Here is a 22,028-nt window from a genome sequence, read left to right as displayed (position 1 = left end):
TAACCGGGAAAGGAAAATAGCATGTCATTATACGCAACGCTGGAAGAAGCCATCGACGCCGCTCGTGAAGAGTACCTGGCTGCGAATCCAGAGCTGGAAGAGGATGATGCCTCCGTCAGCCAGTTCAATCTGCAAAAATACGTTATGCAGGATGGCGATATCATGTGGCAGGCTGAGTTCTTTACCAACGAGGGCGATGAAGGCGAATGCCTGTCTCTGCGCAGTGGTGAAGCGGCCCAGGCTATTTTTGATGGCGATTTCGACGAGATTGAACTGCGTCAGGAGTGGATGCCGGAAAATACCCTGCACGAATGGGATGAAGGCGAATTCCAGCTTGAGCCGCCTGCAGACACCGAAGAGGGTGAAGCGGCTGCGCAGGAGTGGGAAGACGACAACAGCGAATCCGATCGCTGGGCCTGAGTCATGCAAGACGGCGCACCCTTTCAGGGTGCGCTATTGATAGGGTCCGTGGCTGGCGTCCACCGGCAACAGCAGCGTATCAACCACCAGCGACAGCGGCAGGTCGATAATCGTCAGAAACCGCCAGGGCGTATCGCGAATGTCCCACTGCACCCCAGGATAAAATTGCTTTCCGTGACCCTGTCCGGGCAGCGTACGGCTGATGATGCTGCCACAGCCACTCAGTACCAGCAGGCTGACACCCAGCAGTAACCCGCATATTATTTTCTTCATCGTAACCATCTGACCAAATCTAAGTAAAAGAGCGATACTAACCGCATATTGTATCCTACCCGCGTTCGCGCCGTCCGCTATAAACCCTGCTGGAAACGTAAGGTTGGCGTAAATAGCATAAAAAAAGGCCGGGGAAAGTCCCCGGCCTCTGCTGCCGTTACCCTGCTTTCGCAGAGCATTACAGCGCTATTTATTTCGCTTTCTGAATAGCCAGCGGATTCATTTTCAGCGACTGATAGTAATCAAACCAGTCATGATACTTATCCGCATTCTGCCACAGACGGTAGTGCATCCTTGACAGCGTCACCGGGTCGCTAAGCAGCGCCAGCCGACGGTCGCGATCCAGTTTAAGCGGTGACTCGCTTAGCGCCTGTTCAACGCGACGATCGCGGGCAAACTCCAGTATCTCACTTTTGAGATGACGCGAGGTTGCCATCGCGCTTGCCAGGGCATTAAACGATGGGTTAAACACCGCATGCATAAAGCCATCTTTCAGCGCACGTTCGCGATTGATCTGCACGTAGCGGTCGGTATCCAGCAGCTCTTTCGGCGGATCGTACTCTTCCGGGATAAGGAAGAGTTTCGCCCGTCGTGACGCTCTCCCGGTCGTAGAACGACTGGAAAATACCGACACAAAAGGTGAAAGGATCAGCGAGAAGACAATAGGTGCCAGCCACCACAGGAAGTTCAAATCAAGCCAGCCCATTCCTGCTGCCCAGACAATACCCAGCGCCATTTGTGAACCGTGACGTTTGAATGCCTCGCTCCATGGCGTTGCATCATCATCACGCTGCGGAGAGTTCCAGACCACTTCCCAGCCGAGGAAGGCGCTGACCACGAAGACCGTGTGAAACAGCATACGCACCGGCGCCAGCAGTACCGAGAACAGCATCTCGAGGAACAGAGACGCGAAGACCCGCAGCGCACCACCGTAGGGCTTAGCGCCTTTGCACCAGATCAGCACCACGCTCAGCAGCTTGGGCAGGAACAGGAGCACCAGGGTGGTAGAGAACAGCGCAATCGCCAGCTCGGGACGCCACTGCGGCCAGACCGGGAACAGCTGTCGGGGCTGCATGAAGTACTGCGGCTCCATCAGCGTATGCACCACCTGCAGTGCCGTCGACAGGGCGAGGAACATAAACCACAGCGGCGCAGAGAGGTAGGACATCACTCCGGTCAGGAACACGGCGCGGTGAACCGGATGCATGCCCCTGACCAGGAACAGTCGGAAGTTCATCAGGTTACCGTGACACCAGCGGCGGTCACGCTTCAGCTCATCCAGCAGGTTAGGCGGCAGCTCCTCGTATGAGCCAGGCAGATCGTAGGCAATCCAGACGCCCCAGCCTGCACGGCGCATCAGCGCGGCTTCCACAAAGTCATGCGACAGAATGGATCCTGCAAACGACCCTTCCCCCGGCAGAGGTGCCAGCGCGCAGTGTTCAATAAAGGGCTTCACGCGGATGATGGCGTTGTGTCCCCAGTAGTGAGACTCCCCCAGCTGCCAGAAATGCAGACCGGCGGTGAACAGCGGCCCATAAACTCGGGTAGCAAACTGCTGGCAGCGTGCATACAGCGTGTCCATACCGGATGCCTTTGGCGATGACTGGATAATCCCCGCATTGGGGTTCGCTTCCATCATACGCACCAGGCCGGTCAGACACTCACCGCTCATCACGCTGTCCGCATCAAGAACAACCATATAGCTGTACTGGCTGCCCCAGCGGCGGCAGAAGTCATCGATGTTACCGCTCTTACGTTTGACGCGGCGACGGCGACGGCGATAGAAAATACGTCCTTCGCCACCCACATCGCGCACCAGCTCCATCCACGCCTTCTGCTCGGCAAGGGCGATATCCGGGTTATAGCTGTCACTCAGAATATAGACATCAAAGTTCTGCTGCTCCCCGGTTCTCACTACCGACTCCCAGGTCGCGCGCAGCCCGGCAAAGACGCGTTCCACGTCTTCATTACAGATAGGCATAATTAGCGCGGTACGGTGCGCCGGATCGATCGCCTCATCCCCCACCGTTCCGTAGGAGATACTGTATTTGTCCTTGCCGATCAGCAGTTGCAGGAAGCCCATCAGAGCCGTCCAGAATCCTGCCGACACCCAGCAGAACAGCACGGCAAACAGGAACAGTATCCCGGTTTGCAGCACGTACGGCAGGATTTGCAGCAGCGACTGCTGCCAGTTCTGGTTGATCATATCCATAGGATCGATCAGCGCCCAGCCCTGGTACGGCAGAATGGTTTTCATGTACCAGGTAGCGACGACCGTCTGCGCGATGGTGAGGATCAGCAGAATATAGCGGCGGATTGAGCCAACATGTCGCCACTTCTCTTCCGACCTTCTCTCTTCCGCACTGGTAAAGCGTGGAACGGTTTTACGGCCACGCAGCGAATCCCAGGCGCGCGCAACCGGGTTGGTGCGCCAGGCTTCCGGATACATAGAGGAGCGCGTATGCGGAGGCATCGCCTTCAGGGTGGTGCGATCCAGGGCATCCTTATCGAACTGCTCACCCTGTTCGCCCACGGAGTCCGGCCAGGTGTGATCAATACGCGTACGAACCGACGACAGGGGCGCGTCGTCAGGACGGGAAGCCAGGGGCTCGCCCTCAGCCAGATTCTGGTGCAGCTGGCTAAAGGCGTCATCCCCCTGGAGTGGCAGCGATTCACGCAGCGCACCCTTTCGCTCCGGCGAAAGGGGCAGCGCATCGATATACTCGGTAGGTATAACAGTAGACTTATTCATTGGCAGGCAACTGATAGCTCCAGGTTTCCGTCAGCGTTTTGTCGCCGTTAAGCAGCGCCGCACGCATTTCCGTAGGCTGTTTATTATCTTTGACGCGGATACGCATCAGCAGACGCCAGCCTTTGGTGACCGGGTTATAGCGTACGCTGTTTTCCACCAGCTCACCGTTGTTACCGATGCTCACCTGTGGCGTAACCGGCGTATTTTCCGGCATCTTGCTCATATCCTGACCGGTAAAGTCAACGATAAAGGCCAGGGTGCCGTCCGGCTGGCGAACCAGATTAGACTGTTTCACGTCGCCGGTGGAGCGCAGCGTATCATTTACATAGGCGGTATCCGGCGAATGCAGCTGGCTTTCGTCGCGGGTGAAGTGCAGACGATAGTTGAAGCTCATTGCTTTGCCCGGTTCCGGCAGCTGTTCCGGCGTCCAGAAGGCAACGATATTGTCATTGGTTTCGTCAGCAGTAGGGATCTCCACCAGCTCAACGTGTCCTTTACCCCAGTCGCCCTGCGGTTCAATCCAGCCGCTCGGGCGGAGATCGTAACGATCGTCCAGATCCTGATACTGGTTGAAGTCGCGCCCGCGCTGAAGCAGACCGAAGCCTTTCGGACTCTCAACGGTAAAGGTGCTTACCGCCAGATGTTTCGGGTTATTCAGCGGACGCCAGATCCACTCGCCGTTACCGGCGTGAATGGACAGACCGTTGGAGTCATGCAGCTGGGGACGATAGTTAACCATCGGCGACGGCTGATTAGGTCCAAAAAGGAACATGCTGGTCAGCGGGGCAACGCCCAGCTTGCCCACTTTATCGCGCAGGTAGACCTTAGACTGAACGTCTACGGTGCTCTCTTTACCCGGTGTAATCAGGAAGCGATAGGCCCCGGTCGCGCGCGGGGAGTCAAGCAGCGCGTAGATAACCAGATGCTTGTCGGACGGCTTAGGCCGTTCGATCCAGAACGATTTGAATCGCGGAAACTCTTCACCTGAGGGCAGCGCCGTATCAATAGCCAGTCCGCGCGAGGAGAGACCATAAACCTGGCCCGCACCAATTACACGGAAATAGCTGGCACCGAGGAAGCTGGTGATTTCATCATCTTTTTTATTTTTGCTGTTAAGCGGGTACAACACTTTGAATCCAGCAAAACCGAGGTTTTTGACCGTATCAGGATCGTGCTTAACGTTGCCGAAGTTAAAGTAATCAGGCGAATATTTGATCTGGCGAACCGAAGAGGCAATCACCTCATTGATCTGTACCGGCGTATCGAAATACATGCCCTGGTGATAGAATTCCAGCTTGAATGGCGTCTTTAATTTACCCCAGTAGGCTTTATCCCGGTTGAACTGAATCTGTTGATAATCAGCATATTTCATTTCGCGCAGCTGAGAAGGCAGATTGCTTTTTGGGGCTTCATACCCTTTTCCTGCCAGCTCTTTTGCCTGTTTTGCCACATCATCAATGCTGAAAGCCCAGCTTGAGCTGGCATACATTGATAATAAGACCGCAGCGCCAAGTAAGCGCAATGTCATCTGTTGTGGCTTACTTTTCATTTTAATCAGCACATCCCCCCCTTTCGAGTACCAAAATTAATTCCATCCATCTTAATGGATAATTCAGCATTCCGACAGCCTGACACCACTTTTAGTTCCCCGGTATTGGCGGCGTTAGCGCCCTATTCTCAAGTGCTTAGCGGATACAGAATCCCCTGATAGTATACCCATGAACGTTCAACTAAAGTAAGCGATAAGCTTTAGCGTGGTTCAGGGCGAACTACTGCATTAATTTGTTGATTTTTGGATGAATATGACTAGAAAAACGCAGCAAAGAGAGTACTTCCTCGATTCTATCAGGGCATGGTTGATGCTGCTTGGCGTCCCCTTTCACGTTTCACTGATCTATTCTACCCAGTCATGGTCGGTCAATAGTGCGACTCCCTCCGAATGGCTGACCCTTCTTAATGACTTTATTCATGCCTTCCGTATGCAGGTTTTCTTCGTCATTTCCGGCTATTTTTCCTATATGCTGTTTCTGCGATACACCCCCCAGCACTGGCTTAAGGTCCGCCTTGAGCGCGTTGGCATCCCGATGCTTGCCGCTGTCCCGTTGCTGACGCTTCCGCAGTTTTTTATGATCAAAGCCTGGACCACTAAAATTGGCGACTGGCATAACCTTTCGCTGTATGAAAAGTTTAATGCCCTGACATGGGATTTGATCTCCCACCTCTGGTTCCTGCTAGTGCTGGTGGTACTTACCACGGCGGGTGTCTGGATGTTTAAGTGGCTGCGGGACAGCAGGCCCGCAAAAACAGATTATTCTGACCTGACATGGGGAAAATTAAGCCTGGCGATTCTGCTTTGCAGCCTGGCCTGGGGCGCGATTCGCCGTTTGTTGTTTCATTTTGAACCGCAGCTGCTGGGGAATGGATTCTTTAACTATGCCGTCATGCAGTCGCTATTCTTCCTGCCTTTCTTTGTGCTGGGGGCAATGGCCTGGAAATATCCGGCGATCAAAGCGCTGTGCGTCCGTCCGGTGCCCTGGACCTTTATTGGCTCGCTGCTGGCCTTTATTGCCTACGTGGCTAACCAGACCTACAGCAAGGGCGACGGCTGGCTGTATGAAATTGATGCGGTTGTATCCATGATGATGGGCCTGTGGATGGTTAACGTGGTGTTCTCTCTGGGACACCGCCTGTTAAATTCTCATTCGCCCCGGGTGACCTACCTGGTGAATGCTTCCCTGTTTATTTATCTGGTGCACCATCCGCTGACTATTCTGTACGGCATCTTCTTTGTGCCCGAGATCGGCAACAATACCCTCGGCTTTTTTGCCGGGCTGGTATTTGTATTTGGCATTGCCTTTATCCTGTATGAAATCCATTTACGTATTCCGGTTCTGCGCTTTCTCTTCTCCGGGAAGCCGCAGCGGTAGCGCCCCGCAGGGCGCCGCCTGGCTTACAGCAGCCACTCAATCGGCAGCCGCCAGACCAGGCGCACCAGCAGCCTTTGAATGAAGCGGGTACGGGGTTCGTGCTTATGTACCCGCTCTTTATCCCCTTCTCCGGGATACTCAACCCAGTTAACCCGCCCCCACTTATCCAGCCGCAGCGTCCAGGCGCGATCGCGCATGCTGCTGATAAACCGCTCATGAACACTGGTCGCCAGCGTTTCACTTTCAATAACCAACCCCATTTCGGTATTCAGCATCGCCGAACGCGGATCGAAGTTAAATGAGCCGATAAAGACCTTTTCATTGTCCACGCTGAAAGTTTTGGCATGCAGGCTGGCACCGGAATTACCGGTTAGCCCGCGATCGTGGCTCGGCTCGCGGGCGTCGCTATGGGGCTTGAGTTCATAGAGCGCAATACCGTGTCGCAGCAGCTTTTTACGCCATTTGGCGTAGCCCGCATGGACCACGGAGACGTCGTTTGCCGCCAGGGAGTTGGTGAGAATGGCAATTTTCACCCCCTGACGCACCAGCGACAGAAGTTGAGCGACACCCGCCCGGGTCGGTACAAAATAAGCCGAAATGATATCGAACTGCACCTGCGGTTTGCCAATCACCTCAAGCATGCGCTGGGGAAGCAGCGTGCTGGCTTTCGCACGTCCCAGCCCCTTGCGCGGGTCGTCGCTCAGCAGCCGCGTTTTGGCCCAGGTAAGAGGTAGCGTTCCACTCTCAAGCTGAGTCACAAACGTCGACGCGTTGACCTTATTCAGATAGCGCATCACCTTAGGATCGTTGCGCCACACATCCGGCAGCTGGACGTCTTCTCGCCCGTGCCCCTCTTTACGCTTAACCACGGCATTCAGAGGTTCAACGGCCCTGCTCTGCCAGTAGCGCTCGAAATCCTTCGTGACCTCCTTGACCACCGGCCCGATGGTCAGCACGTCAAGATCGGAGAAGAGCGGCTCATCACCCGTACCAAAGTACTCATCACCGATATTGCGACCGCCAACAATCGTCGCCTGGCGATCGACCGTGAAGCTTTTGTTGTGCATTCTGCGATTCAGACGGGCGAAATCGGTGAGGTAGCCCAGGGCCCTGAGCGTCCGAAAAGAGAAGGGATTAAACAGCCTGACCGCAATGTTAGGATGGCGAGCCAGCTCGCTCAGCGTGTCGTCCAGCCCCATGGTATTATTGTCATCCAGCAGCAGGCGCACTTTAACACCGCGATCCGCCGCGTCCAGTACCGCACTGAACAACAGCCTGCCTGACATATCGTTCTGCCAGATGTAGTACTGAATATCCAGACTGTATTCCGCCATCGTCGTTAACAAATAGCGCGCGGCGAACGCGTCCAGTCCCTCTTCCAGCGGATGAATACCGCTATGGTCAGGGTGCATCTCCACCCGTGGGGAGACGGCGCGAGTCAGTCGCGACGGTATACCCGGGGTTGCATCCTCATCCAGCGTAAAAGCTTCGGCCATGCGTTATCCTCAGATCATCAGCGTAAGCGCTCTATTCTAGCGGTTTTATTAATAGCGCAGCGGCCTAAATGTGATGCGACTGTTCTGATTAAATGCGGTGACCCCGGATAGGCTAGACTTAGCGCAGAGAGTTGCGTCAGGTTAATGGAGTGAGGAACGCGCATGAAAACCGGAATGCTTGATGTATCACGCCAGCCCCACAGCCCAACACTGTTTAAAAGTTTCTTTCAGGGAAGCTTTGCCTGCTCCACCGCCCGTCGTGCCGAAGGCAAACGCTTCGATCTGGTGATCAATAGCGGTCACGATACGCTGATGGAAAAAGACTATGCCCTGCTGGCGGCGGAAAAACTGCTTACCGCCCGCGACGGCGCACGCTGGTATCTGATTGAAGAGACGCCGGGTGAGTATGACTGGTCAACATTTCTGCCCATGCTGCACGCTGCCGAAAATCAGGGGCTGGAAATGATCTGGGAGCTGGCTCATTTCGGCTGGCCATCCCATCTGGATATCTGGCAGCCTGCCTTTGTTGACCGCTTTGCCGCGTTTGCCCGGGCAATGGCTCACGTCATGCAGCAGGAAGGTCATACCCACCCTTTTATTACGCCAATGAATCAGATCTCCTTCTGGTCCTGGGCCGGCGCTGACGCAGCCCTGTTTAACCCCGGCGTGACCGGGCGCGGGCGTGAACTCAAGCAGCAGCTGGTCAGAGCCTCCCTCGCCGCGATGCGGGCCATTCGTGACGTGCTGCCCGGCGCACGCTTCGTATTAACCGACCCGCTGGTGAACGTTGCGCCCGCAGAGGATACCGCAGCTTCCCGCCAGGCAGCCTTACGGCAACACGAAGCACAGTTTGAGGCATGGGATATGCTGAGCGGTCGGGTGCAGCCGGAATTAGGCGGGGAGGCGTCGCTGCTGGATATCGTGGGTTTGAACTATTATCCGGATAATCAGTGGCGGGTGGACGGTACTCCCATCGCGCCGCCGCACCCTGAATATCGCGATTTGTCCAGCCTGCTTCAGGAGGTCTGGCAGCGCTATCAGCGCCCGATGCTGATTGCCGAAACCGGTGCGGAGGGCGATAAATGCGCCCCCTGGTTTACCGGGGTGGTGGAACAGGTCGGGATAGCAATGGAACGCGGCGTACAGATAGAAGGTGTTTCTGTCTATCCGGTGGTGGCTTATCCCGCCTGGGCAGACAGCCGTCGTTCGCCTGACGGATTGTTTGGCCTGCCGGATGCGAACGGCACCCGGCCGATTTTTGAGCCCTATGCACTGGCAGTACGCAGTCAGCAGATCAAATTAAAAAGTGCGAATCAGCCGGAGTGAGGCGGCGTGGCGTAGCAAGACTGGGGCGAAATAGTATCGTCAGAGGGATGACGCACGTCCGACAGCAGGGTCAGGGTGAACAGAACCATAACCGCAATCAGGCAGGCCGACAGTAACCCCACCAGCGCCAGAAGTTTATCCTCTCTGGATCCCATATTATGCATACTCCATGCGGACCGTGGCCGGTTAATTATTACATCATTAGCAGGGTAAGGATCAGGACAAAGATTATAAGGGTAACGGAAGTGACTGCAAGTACCACTATGGCAAAATGAGCATCGTCCAGCCGGAAACGCGGTTCTTTTTCGGGTTCATATTCAGGATGTTCATTCATAAGCGGGTATTATCTGCTGCCCAGCCTGCGCTGTAAAGCGCAGACGCTACGCGATCGCCCTCCCCCGTCAGTGCGCCTTTATTTCTACCAGCACAACTCATGGCCATTTTTGCCTTATAGTTACTGATGCAACTCTGACCGTTTAATCCTCTGATGGAGAGCAAATATGAGTACAACGCTATTTAGTAAAACACCCTCGGTCGTGGTATTTGATAACCGTGCGCTTACCGTTCGCAACATCGTTTATCACCGCCATCCCGACGCACCGACCTTAACGGATGAGCGCATCTCCCGTTATCAGTATCATCCACGCGGCTTTATGACGCAGAGCGCAGACCCGCGCCTGTCTAATGCCAGCCTGGTAAATCTTACCTGTGTGACAGATCTGACCGGCAATGTCCTGCACACGCAGAGCGTTGATGCCGGGATCGCGGTTACCCTGCATGATACCGCCGGGCGCCCTTCCCGGGCAGTAACTAACATCAACGCTGATGAAGAGATCAGGGATGAAAGTCAGACCTTAATCCGCACCTGGCAGTATGAGCGTCCTACGCTGGCGGGACGCCTGCTCAGCACGACAGAACAGGTGGGCCAGGCCGTGCGCATTACGGATCGTTTTATCTGGTCTGGTCACTCAAAAGAAGAGAAAGCCTTTAATCTCACGGGTCAGTGCGTCAGCCATTACGACACCGCCGGCCTGATTCAGATAAACAGTATTGGCCTGAGCGGCGGGTCGCTCTCGGTGACCCGGCGGCTGCTTAAGGAGATGGATAACGAAGAGATCGTCGCCAACTGGGAGGGGGACGCTATTTCTGCCTGGGACGACCGGCTGGACGACAGGTCGTATAACACTCTGACCCGCGCGGATGCGACAGGCTCGACACTCATCGCCACAGACGCCAGCGGCAATCAGCAGCGTGTAGTCTACGACATAGCCGGCCTGCTTTCAGGCAGCTGGCTGACAATCAGGAACGAGCCGGAGCAGGTAATTGTTAAATCTCTGACCTGGTCTGCTGCCGGGCAGAAGCTGCGTGAAGAGCATGGCAATGGCGTTGTGACGCTCTACCGCTACGAGCCGGAAACACAGCGCCTGACAGGTATTAAAACTGAGCGTCCCGCCGGGCATCACTCAGGGCGCAAAGTGTTGCAGGACCTGCGTTATCAATACGATCCGGTGGGCAATGTGCTAAGTATCCGTAACGATGCAGAAGAAACCCGCTTCTGGCGCAATCAGAAAGTGGTGCCGGAGAATACCTGTCGCTATGACAGCCTGTACCAACTGGTCAGCGCCACCGGGCGCGAAATGGCTAATATGCAACAGAACACTGGCTCTTCCACTGCTATCATCCCCCTCCCCACCGACAGTTCAGCCTTTACGCCTTATACCCGGTCATATCACTACGATAATGCCGGAAACCTGACGCAAATACGGCACGCTGCGCCTGCTACCTCAAATACTTATACCACTGACGTTACCATCAGCAATCGTACCAACCGTGGCGTCTTAAGCGCACTGACGACGAACCCGACCGTAGTAGACTCCCTGTTTACGGCGGCTGGCCAGCAAAAACAGTTACAGCCGGGACAAAAACTGGACTGGACACTTCGGGGCGAGCTGCGAAAAGTGATGCCCGTAGTCCGTAACGCTGGGGCAAATGACAGTGAAATGTATCGCTATGACAGTACCAGCCAGCGTCTGCTCAAGGTGACCAGACAGCAAACGGGCAACAGCACGCAAAAACAGCAGGTTATTTACCTGCCTGGGCTGGAGCTGCGTACCCGCTCAACGGGCAGTTCGTTAACGGAAAATCTGCAGGTCATTACTCTGGATGGGTTGGGGCGCGCGCAGCTGCGCATACTGCACTGGGAGAGCGGCAAGCCAGACGGTATCGGCAATAATATGGCGCGATGGAGTTACGACAATCTTTCAGGGAGCAGTGGTCTGGAGGTGGACGATGACGGCAATGTTATTAGCCTTGAGGAGTACTATCCCTTTGGCGGTACAGCCTTATGGACAGCCCGTAGCCAGACAGAATCTCACTATAAAACCATCAGATTTGCGGGTAAAGAGCGCGATGCAACGGGGTTATATTACTATGGCTACCGTTACTATCAGCCCTGGGCGGCGCGCTGGCTGAGTTCGGATCCGGCAGGCACGGTGGATGGCCTCAACCTGTTTCGCATGGTCAGGAATAACCCACTTTCATACAGTGATTCCGACGGCAGAATGCCTTTTTTTTCCGGCAAAAAATCCTCATTGCGACAGAATATCAATAACGAAGTCCAGGCAGAGATTTCCGCGCATGAGTATGCTGACATTCCAAAATCCATTCATATGATCTGGATTGGCTCAAACAAAATATCGGATAAGAATGTCGCGCTTTCGCTTGATACTGCCAGTATGAACCCAGATTATCAAACACAACTTATTTATGACAGCAGCATTGAAAATTACAAACAAGCAAGCGATGATTTAGTTGAAAGATTTCGCGGGAGTAACGTTAATATTACCGACTTAAGAACATTACCTTCATTTTCAGAAATACAGTCTCACCCTGCTTTTAAGTATTATACTAATACCATTCGCGAAGGACGTTATGCACAGGCAAGCGATCTGTTACGCCTGTTAGTATTAAAACACGAAGGTGGGATATATAAGGATGTCGACGATACGCAGCGAGCGCCGTTTGGCGATTTGTCCCTCTATGGCGGGATAGGCTTTAAAAAAGAATATATCGCCAAAGAAGGAGAAAAAGAGCAGGCAGTGCCTAATACCCCTATTGGCGCGGCCCGGGAGAACAGGGTAATTAACCGGACACTGGATATTGCAGTGGAAAGATATCAGCGTGGTGAAACCAACGTATTTAAACTTGCCGGGCCTGATGTATTTACCGAGGCGCTTTACAGCACAATCAAGCTGTCAAATATTCAGGCGGTTATTGACGGGGATAAGAAAGCAGTTGCGACGTTAACAACCTTTATGGATAAAATTTTAAGGCGGAAAATTCAAGGCTTTAGCGATGAACAATACGGCCAGCTTGTCCAACCCAGAGATAATATGCTTAGTCTCGGAAGACAGGTTGATAATGGTTCGGATCACTCATGGAAATAATCATTTATATGACCGATAGTGTTTAAAGTCAGCCTGAATGACAGCACAGGGACGACCATTTCGTCGTCCCTGTGCATACCGAGATTTACCCTCTTTTTGATTTCAAACAGTGCCAGTGAACCACCGATGCGACCAAATCCAGCTTCAAGCCGATTTCATTCTGATTAGGGGGTTAAACCGAAGGATGGCGGCAGCATTAGCCCGGAGAGGGTCCTCACTCAAGGCAATTAATGGCTCGTGAGTGAGGAAAATGACGGTGGCGTTTACGCCTCCTTCCAGCCGCCCCCCAGCGCCCGGTAGAGATCAATCTGCGCCTGGAGGAGGTTATTTTTTACCTGTACAAGGTTAAGCTGGGTGCTGTAAAGCGTTCGCTGGGCATCCAGTTCATCCAGATAGGATGCATAGCCATTCTGATAGCGATTGCTGGCAATACGCAGCGCTTCACTCACCACCTGCGCCTGCTTTTGCAGCTCCACCAGCTGCTGCTGGTAGCGTTCAATCGCGTCGAGATCGTTGTTAACTTCACTGAAGGCATTACGCACGACTTTTTCGTAGCTGTACAACGCCTGATTGCGGCTGGCCATGGACACATCTACCTGCGCCGTTAGCGCCTCGCGGTTGAGTATCGGGGCCAGCACGCTGCCGCCAATGCTCCATAGCCTGAAGGGGTTATCCAGCAGCTGGTGGAGTGCAGAACTCTGCATCGTACCGGACGCGGTCAGGTTCAGCGAAGGCAGCAGCCGCGCGCGGGATGCCGCAAGGGAGCTATCCGCCGCCAGCAGCAGCCTCTCAGCCTGGACGATATCCGGGCGACGCTGTAACAGCTCGGATGGGAGCAACGAAGGCAGCGTCTGCGGGGCAACCTGCTCGAACTCACGTCGCCGGGCAATTTCGCGGGGGTTCATGCCCACCAGAATACTCAGCGCATTCTCCTGCTGGGCGATTTGATGCTGTAGCACCGGGATCTGTGCTTTCGCCGTCTGATACTCCGACGCGGACTGCACCCACTCCAGCTTTGAGGTATAGCCTGTCTCATATTGCCGCTGGGCGAGCTTAAGCGAGTTAGCGCGTGAAGCCAGCGTGGATTCTGTCACCCGGAGCTGCTCGTCCAGTGCGACCAGCGTCATATAGCCTGAGGCCACTGAACTGGCAACCGTCAGCTCGGCGGCCGAGGCGGCGGCCTGCTGAGCGGCAAGTGAGGCGGTGGCAGCATCAATACTGCTGCTGCGCGCGCCCCAAATATCAACATCATAGCTGGCCTGCAGCAGTCCCTGAAAAACGGCATACTCATAAGGCTGTCCGCTTACCGAGGAGAGCGCGCGAGCATGGGTGGCACTGACGCCAGCGTTGAGCGTGGGAAGATTATCGCCCTCTGCCCCGCGCAGCTGGGCACGATATTGCTCGACGCGGGATCGCGCCGTCAGGATATCCAGGTTGTTGCGCAGCGCCTGGCTAACCAGTCGGTTGAGATTGTCATCGTTAAAGTTGCGCCACCAGCCCGCTTCCACCGGCGAAGAGGGCCCCACCTGGTTACGCCACTGCTGAGGGATGGGGAGCGCGCCGGGCGCCTTTTCGACCTGCGTTGCGCATCCGGTCAGGGCTGTAACCACCAGCATCAGCGGCAGCGATATCTTCCAGCGCATCATTTCTTCTCCTGAGAGGACGACGACGCAGAGGTGTCAATGCTCACTTCGACGGACATGCCTGGACGTAAATGCCCGGCGTTATCACTGGTGATATTGATACGCACCGGAATGCGCTGGGCAATTTTGACAAAGTTCCCCGTGGCATTGTCGGGAGAAATGGCGCTAAATTCTGAGCCTGCCGCCGGGGAGATATATTCCACTTTACCCTGGAATTTCTCGCCATCGAGCGCATCAACGGTAAAGGTGACCGGCAGGCCGGGCTGGATACGGGCCATCTGGGTTTCCTTCATGTTCGCCACTATCCACATCTGCTCCGGAACCAGCGATGTCAGACGCGTGCCGGCGGTAACGTAGGCACCCTGACGGACGGCAATCTGGCCCAGTTGCCCGTCGCGGGGGGCAATAATGCGCGTGTTATCCAGATCGATCTGCGCCAGCTCCAGTGCAGCCTCCGCGCTGGCCACATCGGCCTCCAGTGACGCGCGATTAACAATGGCGGTTTGCAGGTCCTGACGGGAGACATCCAGCGTGGCCTGCGTCTGCTGCACGTCGGCCAGTGTCTGACTGTTGCTGGCGCGGGACGCATCCCGTTCACGGATCGACAGCGAACCGTCCGACACCAGATTCTCCACGCGCTTCAAGTCCAGCGCGCTTTTCACCGCCTGTGCCCTGGCGTTGGCCAGCATGGCTTTATTGCGCTCAATCACCGCTTCAGCGCTGCGACGCTGTTGGATATTGTTTGCCAGAGCGGCTTTTTTCATCGCCACCTGCGCCTGCGCCTGGTGAACCCGCTGTTTATAGATACGATCGTCAATGGTCATAATCACATCGCCCCGGTGCACCGGCTGATAGTCCAGCACATTCACGGCGGTAATATAGCCATTTACCTGAGGGCTGATAAACGTCACCTGTCCACGAACGTAGGCGTTTTCCGTCGACTGGATCTGACTGGTGAAGGGAGGAAGCTGCCACGCATAGAGGATAACCAGTACGCCAACAATCGCAATCCCAGCGCCGAAGGCGATGGATAATATACGCAGCTTATTATTTCTTTCTCGTTCCGAAAGCGGGTTCTGTTCCTGCTGACTCATTCTTTCCCCGGACTGATTGAAGTGGTAGGTGGTAGCATTGCCCTACGCTCAGCTTCCGCCTCACGTTTTGCCTGTTGCCAGTTAAGGTAACGCTGACGGGACAGTCGCCAAAGCACCCAAATCAGGGTGACGAAAGCCATACCAGCGGTAAGCAGATAAGTATCGTTATAGGCCAGGACGTTGGCCTGCACGGTGGCAACGCTCTGAAGCTGCGTGGTGCTCTGCGCGGCCAGCAGTGCGCTATCGCTAATCTGGCTGCTGAACAAGCCGGTATACTGGCTCAGCCGTTCAGTGACGTTCGGATCGAGCGTCGACAGCTGGTCACCCAGCAGGCTGGAGTGAAACTTCTCACGCCAGGTCTGAAACGTCCCAAGGATCGCAGAGCCCATCAATCCGCCGAGGTTCTGACTCATGCCGAAGAGGACCACCAGACTCACCAGGTTTTTAGGCTGCGTGACCACGCTGCCGATATTCATCAGTAGCGCAGGTGCAATGAAGAAGGTGCTGCTGAATCCCAGCAAAAACTGGCTGAAATACATATTGTTCGCGCGCGTCAGCGGGCTGGACTGCGCATCCATCAGCGATGCCACAATAATCAGCAACAGAGAGACGACAATAGGCCAGCTCAGGTGCTTAACATTAATCGTCAGTGCGCTGATTACGATGCCAGCGACTACACCAGCCAGAATCGCCAGCGCCAGTCCATGCATCTGATCGTTGAGCAGCCCCATCTGTTGCAGATAGCCAATCGCGCCCGTGTTCTGCTCCGCCAGCGTGACGCGCAGCATTATCATCACAATACCCAGTCGTATTATTGATCCGGTGCGCAGCCAGCGGGTATTGATCAACGGATTGCTGCGGTTATGTTCCAGCACAATGGCGGCTATGACCAGTACCAGCCCGAGAGCCAGACAGATCCCCAGCCAGGGCGTACTGGTCCACCACTCTACCCGGCCGAGTGACAGCACCGCGCAAAACAGCGCCATTCCCGGTGCCATCAGCAGGAAGGTCAGGAAATCCTTTTTCTCGAAAACCTTCATCCGTTCGCCGGGCGGCAGCTTAAGTATCAGTACCGCTCCCAGACAGATCATTGCCAGGCCGAGTTCAAACAGGTAAAGCCCCCGCCACTCCTCCAGCTGTAGCAGCTCGTCTGAAAAGAGCCTGGCAAGCGGAATGGCCAGCTGTGACGCGCCGATGCCGATGGTCATCGCCTTAAGCCGATGCTTAGCGGGCCAGGCCTGAATCTGATAATAGATACCCAGGGAACTGAGGGCGGCACCCACCATTCCATGCGCGGTGCGCACCACGATGGCGGAACTTAAATCGTTTACCAGCAAATGGAAAAAAGAGACCAGCACGTACAGCACCAGGAATGCCTCAGTAAAGGCACGCAGTCCAAACTGCTGGCGAAACTTTACCAACAGCAGGTTGATGGAGATATTTCCCATCACATATACCGCCGGAAGCCAGGCGATTTCATTACTGTACGCGCCGAACACGCCCTGCAGATTGGTTAAATTGGCGGTCACCAGCGCATTGCTCAGCGCGCCGGTGACCGAGATCAGCAGGCCGATAATCCCGAAGGCGATGCGCCTGTGAGTGGGATGCAGCGGCGTGGAGGGCGATCCCGGCAGGGTCGGTTTTTCGCCGGGTGCCCACTCCCGTGGGGCGAAGGGGTCATGGGAAGTGCCACGCATACTATTTGGCCTCGGTTGCGATTAGCAGGCGCTGTAGCACGCGCTCGGCAACCGCCAGATCCTGCGGATTGATATCCGTCAGCAGCTCACTGCGCAGATTATCCGCCTCAATCTTCAACTTTTCGTACAGCTTTCCGCCCTTAAACGTTAAGTGCAGCAGCCGCTTACGGCGATCCTCTTCAGGCTGGATGCGCTCAACCAGCTGCTGCCTGACCAGCCTGTCGATCAGCGGTACGACGCTGGCATCTTCCAGCCCCAGCCGATGCGCCAGCTCTTTCTGGCTCATCGGTGCCTCTTCAGCCGCGATTGCCACGACCGCCAGCCAGCTACTCATGCTGAGCCCACTGTCCTTCATACGGCGATCGATAGCCTGCCGCCACGCATGGGCAGTCATATGCAGCAACCGGGAGAAGTTAAGTTCTGAGACATTCGACATGTAGACGCCTGATGATTAGGGTTCTAACTATACAGTTGCGGTAATTATAATCATGGATGGCAGAAGATGGGAAGAGGATTGCAAACCTGCAGGCAAAGTTTGTGCCGCCATACAATCAGGACGATGGGTAACCCCGGTCGCATAAGGGAGACCAGCATTAGCCCACAGGCGGGTTAGCACTCTCTAATGGTACTGCTCAGTCGTACCTTTCACGTACTGATTTAACAAATGCAAAGTAGCAGTCGTCGCAAAGTTCATCATCGATTGCGAACAGGCGTGCTGTCAGGCGGCGTTTGATTCCGCAATCCGTGCAATATTTCATGGCTAAAATTTTCATCAGGTTATCACTACGCCCAGTTCCGGGAACCCGTTCACCCTATTTCCTGGCCCCTTCATAGTCCAATCACTTAAAACGATCGGTTTAGCGGTATTGATCGTCACCAACGATCAATGCCCTGGAGTCAGTGGGGTGTTAACCCTGTGCGTCCAGCTCAGGGCTGAATGCAGGTGTGAACTTTTTTCTGGCCATAAAACAGAAAACCCTGGAGTGCCACCGCGACAGCTGGAGAAAATGCTGCAGAAAGCGGCAATGCAGGCTGAATAGTTATATTTATCCACGCGGTTATTTTAAATGCATATGATAGACCTGCACTACTTTAATACTTTTTATTTTTCATCGTTGCTGAGAAACTTAATAGGTTATAAAAATGGAAAAAATAAAGTAACATAATGTGAGGATGGCATTTAGGTTAAGCCCAAAGAATAATTAAGATCATTGAATCATTAATGGCTATTAAACGGTGATAAAATCATCTTTTTCAGCCTCCGGGGTAACAATTATTTACTTTTATCGAGGGACAACAATAATCTAAAAAACATATCGCACTAATAGTAAACCGCGCAAAAAATTCATTTAAATCTTACACGGCAAGATTACCCATGATATTTTTCGCATATGGTTTGGAGAATGTTCATTTTATAGGTGGTGAATTTTTTTTATTCAGAAAACCGCAGTATGCGTAGACACCTCATATATACCCTTTCCCCACCTGAGTCCGGCGCTGTAAAAAGCCCGATGCTCATTTCATTTCGTCGTATCGGATACGACGGATCTGTGTATTTTCGACGTTCTAAGCCTAAACCCCACATTTTCCCGTTACCACAACCCCCTGTTAGCAGTCCGCGCCCCAGAACAATAATCTCACTGGCCCGGAGGGAGGGAACGGATATCCTTATGTGCTCCCCCTTCATCTTTAGCACGGTGACATTGATTGAATCACTTTCGGTTTAACTGAAAATTAGAATTGGTTTTATAAAATAAGGTTTTTCACTCTTTATATATTTTCTCCAAGGAAATTGATGAGTATCGTGATTTTAATGGTGTGGGTGGGCGTCTACGCTCTCTTGTGGAGTATGGCAACTATCTTTCTGGACCCCACGGTTCCTTACGATGCCGTTGAAGCACTGAATTGGGCGCAAAATACAGAATGGGGCTCACCGAAAAATCCATGGCTGGTTAGCATGGTATGGCGTCCGGCGCTGTGGTTTGCGGGTACCCCACTGAGCGTTTACTGGTATATCACGCATTTTTTTGCGGTTGCTGTCGGGATGGTCGGCTGCTGGTTTCTTGCGAAATACCTGAGCGGTAGCGAACGTATGGCCTGGCTTGCATTATTCACTCTCAACCTGTCAGGAATCATTAACTTCGACATTATTAGCTATAACGACAACTATCTACTGGTTATGCTGTGGCCGTGGATGCTGTTATTCTTTTTCCTGGCATTCGCACGCCATCCAGCGTGGTGGATGGCATTTGCAGTAACAGCCGGTCTGGGGTCGATGGCTAAGTATTCGACACTGGCATTTGTCGGCGCGGTGTTAATTGCCACGCTGGTCATGCCAAAGATTCGGGCATGTTATCGCCAGCCTATATTTTATCTGGCGCTACTTACTGGCCTTGCCATTATTGCTCCAAACCTGTTCTGGCTGTGGGAGCATAACTTCGCTGCCTTCAACTGGGTGGATTCGCAGATAAAGCGTCAGTTTAACCCTGGAGTATTCATAAAGTTACTCAGTATCAATTACCCGCTGCTGTTCTTATGGTGGATATTGCATCTAAGCAAAATTCGGCTCCGATGGCCTGCTGACATCAATAAATGCGTTGTCCTGTTAGTCGCCTTATTACCGCTGGCATTGATTTGTTTGTGGTTTCTGTTTCATCATGGAGGAAGACTGACGGAGTGGCTACAGCCATTTTTTATTCTGGCGCCAGCGCTGGTTGTCGCCTGCGTCGTCACTCCCAATGTGCAGCCAGTGAGAAGATCTACTCTCTTGCTAATGGGTTCAGCGGGTCTGGTTCTGCTTGGGTATGCTACCGTCATGATAACGAATGTAGGTAATGCGGGGCAAAAAATGAGCGGTATTATCCCGTTCAGCCAAAAAGCGGAACGGCTATGGCAAGAACGTTATGGAACGCCATTGCGTCTGGTAGGGGGAGAGCACCTGGCCGAATGGCTCACTTTTTATGCAGCGTCGGGTCCCAAAATTATTACCCCCTGGAATAACAGCACTAAACCTAATATCTATAACGCAGATATCAAACTTGCCGATATCCTGCACTCAGGGGCGTTACTGATTGGTCGGTCTGATAAAAACTGTACCCACGCTTCGTTTACCAGGGCGCTGACGCAATGGCCGCAGCTGCCGCTTGATGCTATCAGCCAGATAACTTTCCAGGAGGATAACGAGCATATCAGTAAGCCTGTATGTATCGGATTTGTAAAACCGAACGCTGGCACGCTCTTGTTGCATGAAGGCCCGTCGGAGAAATATACGAATAACGAGCTGTAAATCTGTGAAAATTGGGCTGCACCCTTTGGGAGGGCAGCCCACATATCACGAGGATTTTACAGACTCGAATGCGTTACCGGAAAGGATGCGAAGGAGACAAACGCAGTATCAGCATACCGGCCAGTGCCGCCAGTACGGAGCCGACCAGCACTCCCACCTTAACCTCGTCGATTAACAGAGGGCTTCCTGCAAAAGCCAGGTTGCCGATAAACAGGCTCATGGTAAACCCGATTCCGCACATGACCGACACGCCGTAAACCTGCAGCCAGGAGCTTTTTTCAGGCCGTTTTGCCAGGCCCAGTCTGACGGCCAACAGCGACAGGAAGAAAATGCCCACCTGCTTGCCAAAAAACAGGCCCAGCGCCACGCCGACCGACACCGACGATATGAGGTCATCCGCCGTCATGCCGGACAATGTGACCCCCGCATTGGCAAAGCCAAACAACGGCAGTATCAAAAACGTGACCCACGGATGAATGCCGTGCTCCAACTGATCCAGAGGGGGGGCTTTATCCGGGTCGGCTGGCCGCAGCGGGATAAAGAAGGCCAGCAGGATACCCGCGACAGTGGCGTGTACCCCAGACTGAAGCATGAAAAACCACAGCACGCCGCCCGCCAGGAGATAGGGAAGCAGCCGGGTTACCCCGGAACGATTCATGATAAACAGCAGGGCTACCGTGACCGCCGCGCCAGCCAGCATCAGAAACGAAATATTACTGGTATAGAAGAGCGCAATAATAGCCACTGCGCCCATGTCGTCCAGAATAGCCAGCGCCGACAGGAAAATTTTCAGCGAGGCAGGTACGCGACTCCCCAGCAGTGCCAGTACACCGAGCGCAAATGCAATGTCTGTGGCGGCAGGAATGGCCCAGCCCGCGAGGGTTTCATTGCTGCCCGCATTAAACCATACGTAAATTACGGCAGGCACGGCCATCCCACCCAGCGCGGCAAATCCCGGCAGCGCGCGCTGACTCCACGTGGAAAGCTGGCCGATGAGAAGCTCGCGTTTGATTTCCAGGCCGACCATCATGAAGAACACGGCCATCAGGCCGTCGTTTATCCAGTGCTCAACGGAGAGGCCGGCGGCGTTGTATTTCAAACATGCCTCATATCCCTCCCTGAGCGGAGAGTTGGCCACGATAATAGCGGCTGCTGAGGCAATGATGAGCACGATGCCACCGGCTGCCGGCGAGCTGAAAAATGCAGAAGGTACTTCTGACATGCTATTTGTATTACTGTCACGGGGCTCTGACACTCTCCCTCCCTTTATTTGTTAAAAACAGCTCTCTCCTGATGTACAGCCGCTGGTCATCAGAACGTAAACCGCCTAATACATGCAAGGGAGACGAAGAAGTATTATCACTAATTACAGATGAATTAATAAATTAGTGTGACTGTTATTTTACCATAACCTGTACCCCACTCCTCAGGCGGAAGAGGTAAAGACCTGTAAAGCTGCCGCAGCCAGGGTCATATTAGCCGTCGTCAGCCATGCGCTTAAAGCAGTCATGTGGGGTATGTCCACTGCTCAAACACCAGGATTACTGGCGTACCGTCGTTGCCATTAAGACCGTTTAGAATAGCGCACTCTTATCCTTTTACTATTAGTGAAAGTCAGACAGAAAAAATCAAACCGACGTTTACAGTAGGGGAAGCCTTAATAGGCCA

Annotated in this window: 15 protein-coding genes; 5 read left to right on the top strand and 10 right to left on the bottom strand. The window is 53.9% G+C overall.

The window, feature by feature from the left end:
• Window positions 1-21: 21 nt before the first annotated feature.
• The gene (locus tag AAGR22_RS08990) at window positions 22-420 is read left to right on the top strand and encodes a MysB family protein (RefSeq protein ID WP_067703078.1); all 399 of its coding nucleotides are present in this window, start codon (window positions 22-24) and stop codon (window positions 418-420) included.
• Between the two features lie 33 nt (window positions 421-453).
• On the opposite strand, the gene AAGR22_RS08985 is transcribed toward AAGR22_RS08990, so the two are convergent.
• The 3 genes from AAGR22_RS08985 to AAGR22_RS08975 all read right to left on the bottom strand — a co-directional run bounded on the left by AAGR22_RS08985 (window position 454) and on the right by AAGR22_RS08975 (window position 4,994).
• A complete protein-coding gene (locus tag AAGR22_RS08985) occupies window positions 454-702 on the bottom strand; it encodes a YceK/YidQ family lipoprotein (RefSeq protein ID WP_345831317.1) in 249 nt (82 codons plus the stop codon).
• Between the two features lie 181 nt (window positions 703-883).
• Window positions 884-3,445 (bottom strand): glucans biosynthesis glucosyltransferase MdoH, encoded by a 2,562-nt coding sequence (mdoH, locus tag AAGR22_RS08980; RefSeq protein ID WP_345831316.1) that lies wholly within the window; start codon window positions 3,443-3,445, stop codon window positions 884-886.
• Complete coding sequence (locus AAGR22_RS08975; RefSeq protein WP_345831568.1) at window positions 3,438-4,994, bottom strand: glucan biosynthesis protein G; 1,557 nt, start codon at window positions 4,992-4,994, stop codon at window positions 3,438-3,440. The genes mdoH and AAGR22_RS08975 overlap by 8 nt, the downstream gene beginning before the upstream one ends.
• A gap of 253 nt (window positions 4,995-5,247) precedes the next feature.
• On the opposite strand from AAGR22_RS08975, the gene mdoC reads away from it, so the two are divergent.
• Entirely contained in the window at window positions 5,248-6,372 is a 1,125-nt protein-coding gene (gene mdoC, locus AAGR22_RS08970) for a glucans biosynthesis protein MdoC (protein WP_067703068.1), read from the top strand.
• Window positions 6,373-6,395: 23 nt separating this feature from the next.
• On the opposite strand, the gene AAGR22_RS08965 is transcribed toward mdoC, so the two are convergent.
• Window positions 6,396-7,868: a phospholipase D family protein gene (locus AAGR22_RS08965; protein WP_067703066.1), complete on the bottom strand. Its 1,473-nt coding sequence runs from the start codon at window positions 7,866-7,868 to the stop codon at window positions 6,396-6,398.
• Window positions 7,869-8,030: 162 nt separating this feature from the next.
• Here AAGR22_RS08965 and AAGR22_RS08960 point away from each other — a divergent pair, with 162 nt between their 5' ends.
• On the top strand, window positions 8,031-9,194 hold the full coding sequence (locus AAGR22_RS08960) for a beta-glucosidase (RefSeq protein ID WP_345831315.1): 1,164 nt from the start codon (window positions 8,031-8,033) through the stop codon (window positions 9,192-9,194).
• On the opposite strand, the gene AAGR22_RS08955 is transcribed toward AAGR22_RS08960, so the two are convergent.
• A complete protein-coding gene (locus AAGR22_RS08955) occupies window positions 9,182-9,349 on the bottom strand; it encodes a hypothetical protein (protein WP_197473293.1) in 168 nt (55 codons plus the stop codon). The genes AAGR22_RS08960 and AAGR22_RS08955 overlap by 13 nt on opposite strands.
• Window positions 9,350-9,694: 345 nt before the next feature.
• Between AAGR22_RS08955 and AAGR22_RS08950 the strand changes: the two genes are divergently transcribed.
• On the top strand, window positions 9,695-12,640 hold the full coding sequence (locus AAGR22_RS08950) for an RHS repeat-associated core domain-containing protein (protein ID WP_345831314.1): 2,946 nt from the start codon (window positions 9,695-9,697) through the stop codon (window positions 12,638-12,640).
• A 263-nt stretch (window positions 12,641-12,903) separates the two neighbouring features.
• On the opposite strand, the gene AAGR22_RS08945 is transcribed toward AAGR22_RS08950, so the two are convergent.
• Genes AAGR22_RS08945 through AAGR22_RS08930 form a run of 4 tightly spaced genes read right to left on the bottom strand, consistent with a single transcriptional unit; the run spans window position 12,904 to window position 17,510 of the window.
• A complete protein-coding gene (locus AAGR22_RS08945; protein ID WP_156484951.1) occupies window positions 12,904-14,283 on the bottom strand; it encodes an efflux transporter outer membrane subunit in 1,380 nt (459 codons plus the stop codon).
• A complete protein-coding gene (locus tag AAGR22_RS08940) occupies window positions 14,283-15,377 on the bottom strand; it encodes an HlyD family secretion protein (protein ID WP_345831313.1) in 1,095 nt (364 codons plus the stop codon). The genes AAGR22_RS08945 and AAGR22_RS08940 overlap by 1 nt, the downstream gene beginning before the upstream one ends.
• Window positions 15,374-17,074 carry an MFS transporter gene (locus tag AAGR22_RS08935; protein ID WP_067703056.1) on the bottom strand — a complete coding sequence of 567 codons (1,701 nt, stop codon included), beginning with the start codon at window positions 17,072-17,074 and terminating at the stop codon, window positions 15,374-15,376. Before AAGR22_RS08935 ends, AAGR22_RS08940 begins: the two co-directional genes overlap by 4 nt.
• Before the next feature lies 1 nt (window position 17,075).
• Window positions 17,076-17,510, bottom strand: coding sequence for a MarR family transcriptional regulator (locus tag AAGR22_RS08930; protein ID WP_067703054.1), 435 nt, complete (start codon window positions 17,508-17,510; stop codon window positions 17,076-17,078).
• A gap of 1,359 nt (window positions 17,511-18,869) precedes the next feature.
• Here AAGR22_RS08930 and AAGR22_RS08925 point away from each other — a divergent pair.
• Complete coding sequence (locus tag AAGR22_RS08925; protein WP_345831312.1) at window positions 18,870-20,360, top strand: glycosyltransferase family 39 protein; 1,491 nt, start codon at window positions 18,870-18,872, stop codon at window positions 20,358-20,360.
• Between the two features lie 73 nt (window positions 20,361-20,433).
• On the opposite strand, the gene nhaA is transcribed toward AAGR22_RS08925, so the two are convergent.
• A complete protein-coding gene (gene nhaA / locus AAGR22_RS08920; RefSeq protein ID WP_345831567.1) occupies window positions 20,434-21,582 on the bottom strand; it encodes a Na+/H+ antiporter NhaA in 1,149 nt (382 codons plus the stop codon).
• Window positions 21,583-22,028: the final 446 nt, after the last annotated feature.

Source organism: Erwinia sp. HDF1-3R, assembly GCF_039621855.1.
Lineage (GTDB): Bacteria > Pseudomonadota > Gammaproteobacteria > Enterobacterales > Enterobacteriaceae > Erwinia.
Note: the sequence above shows the minus strand (reverse complement) of the source record. Positions and strands in the feature narration are given on the sequence as shown.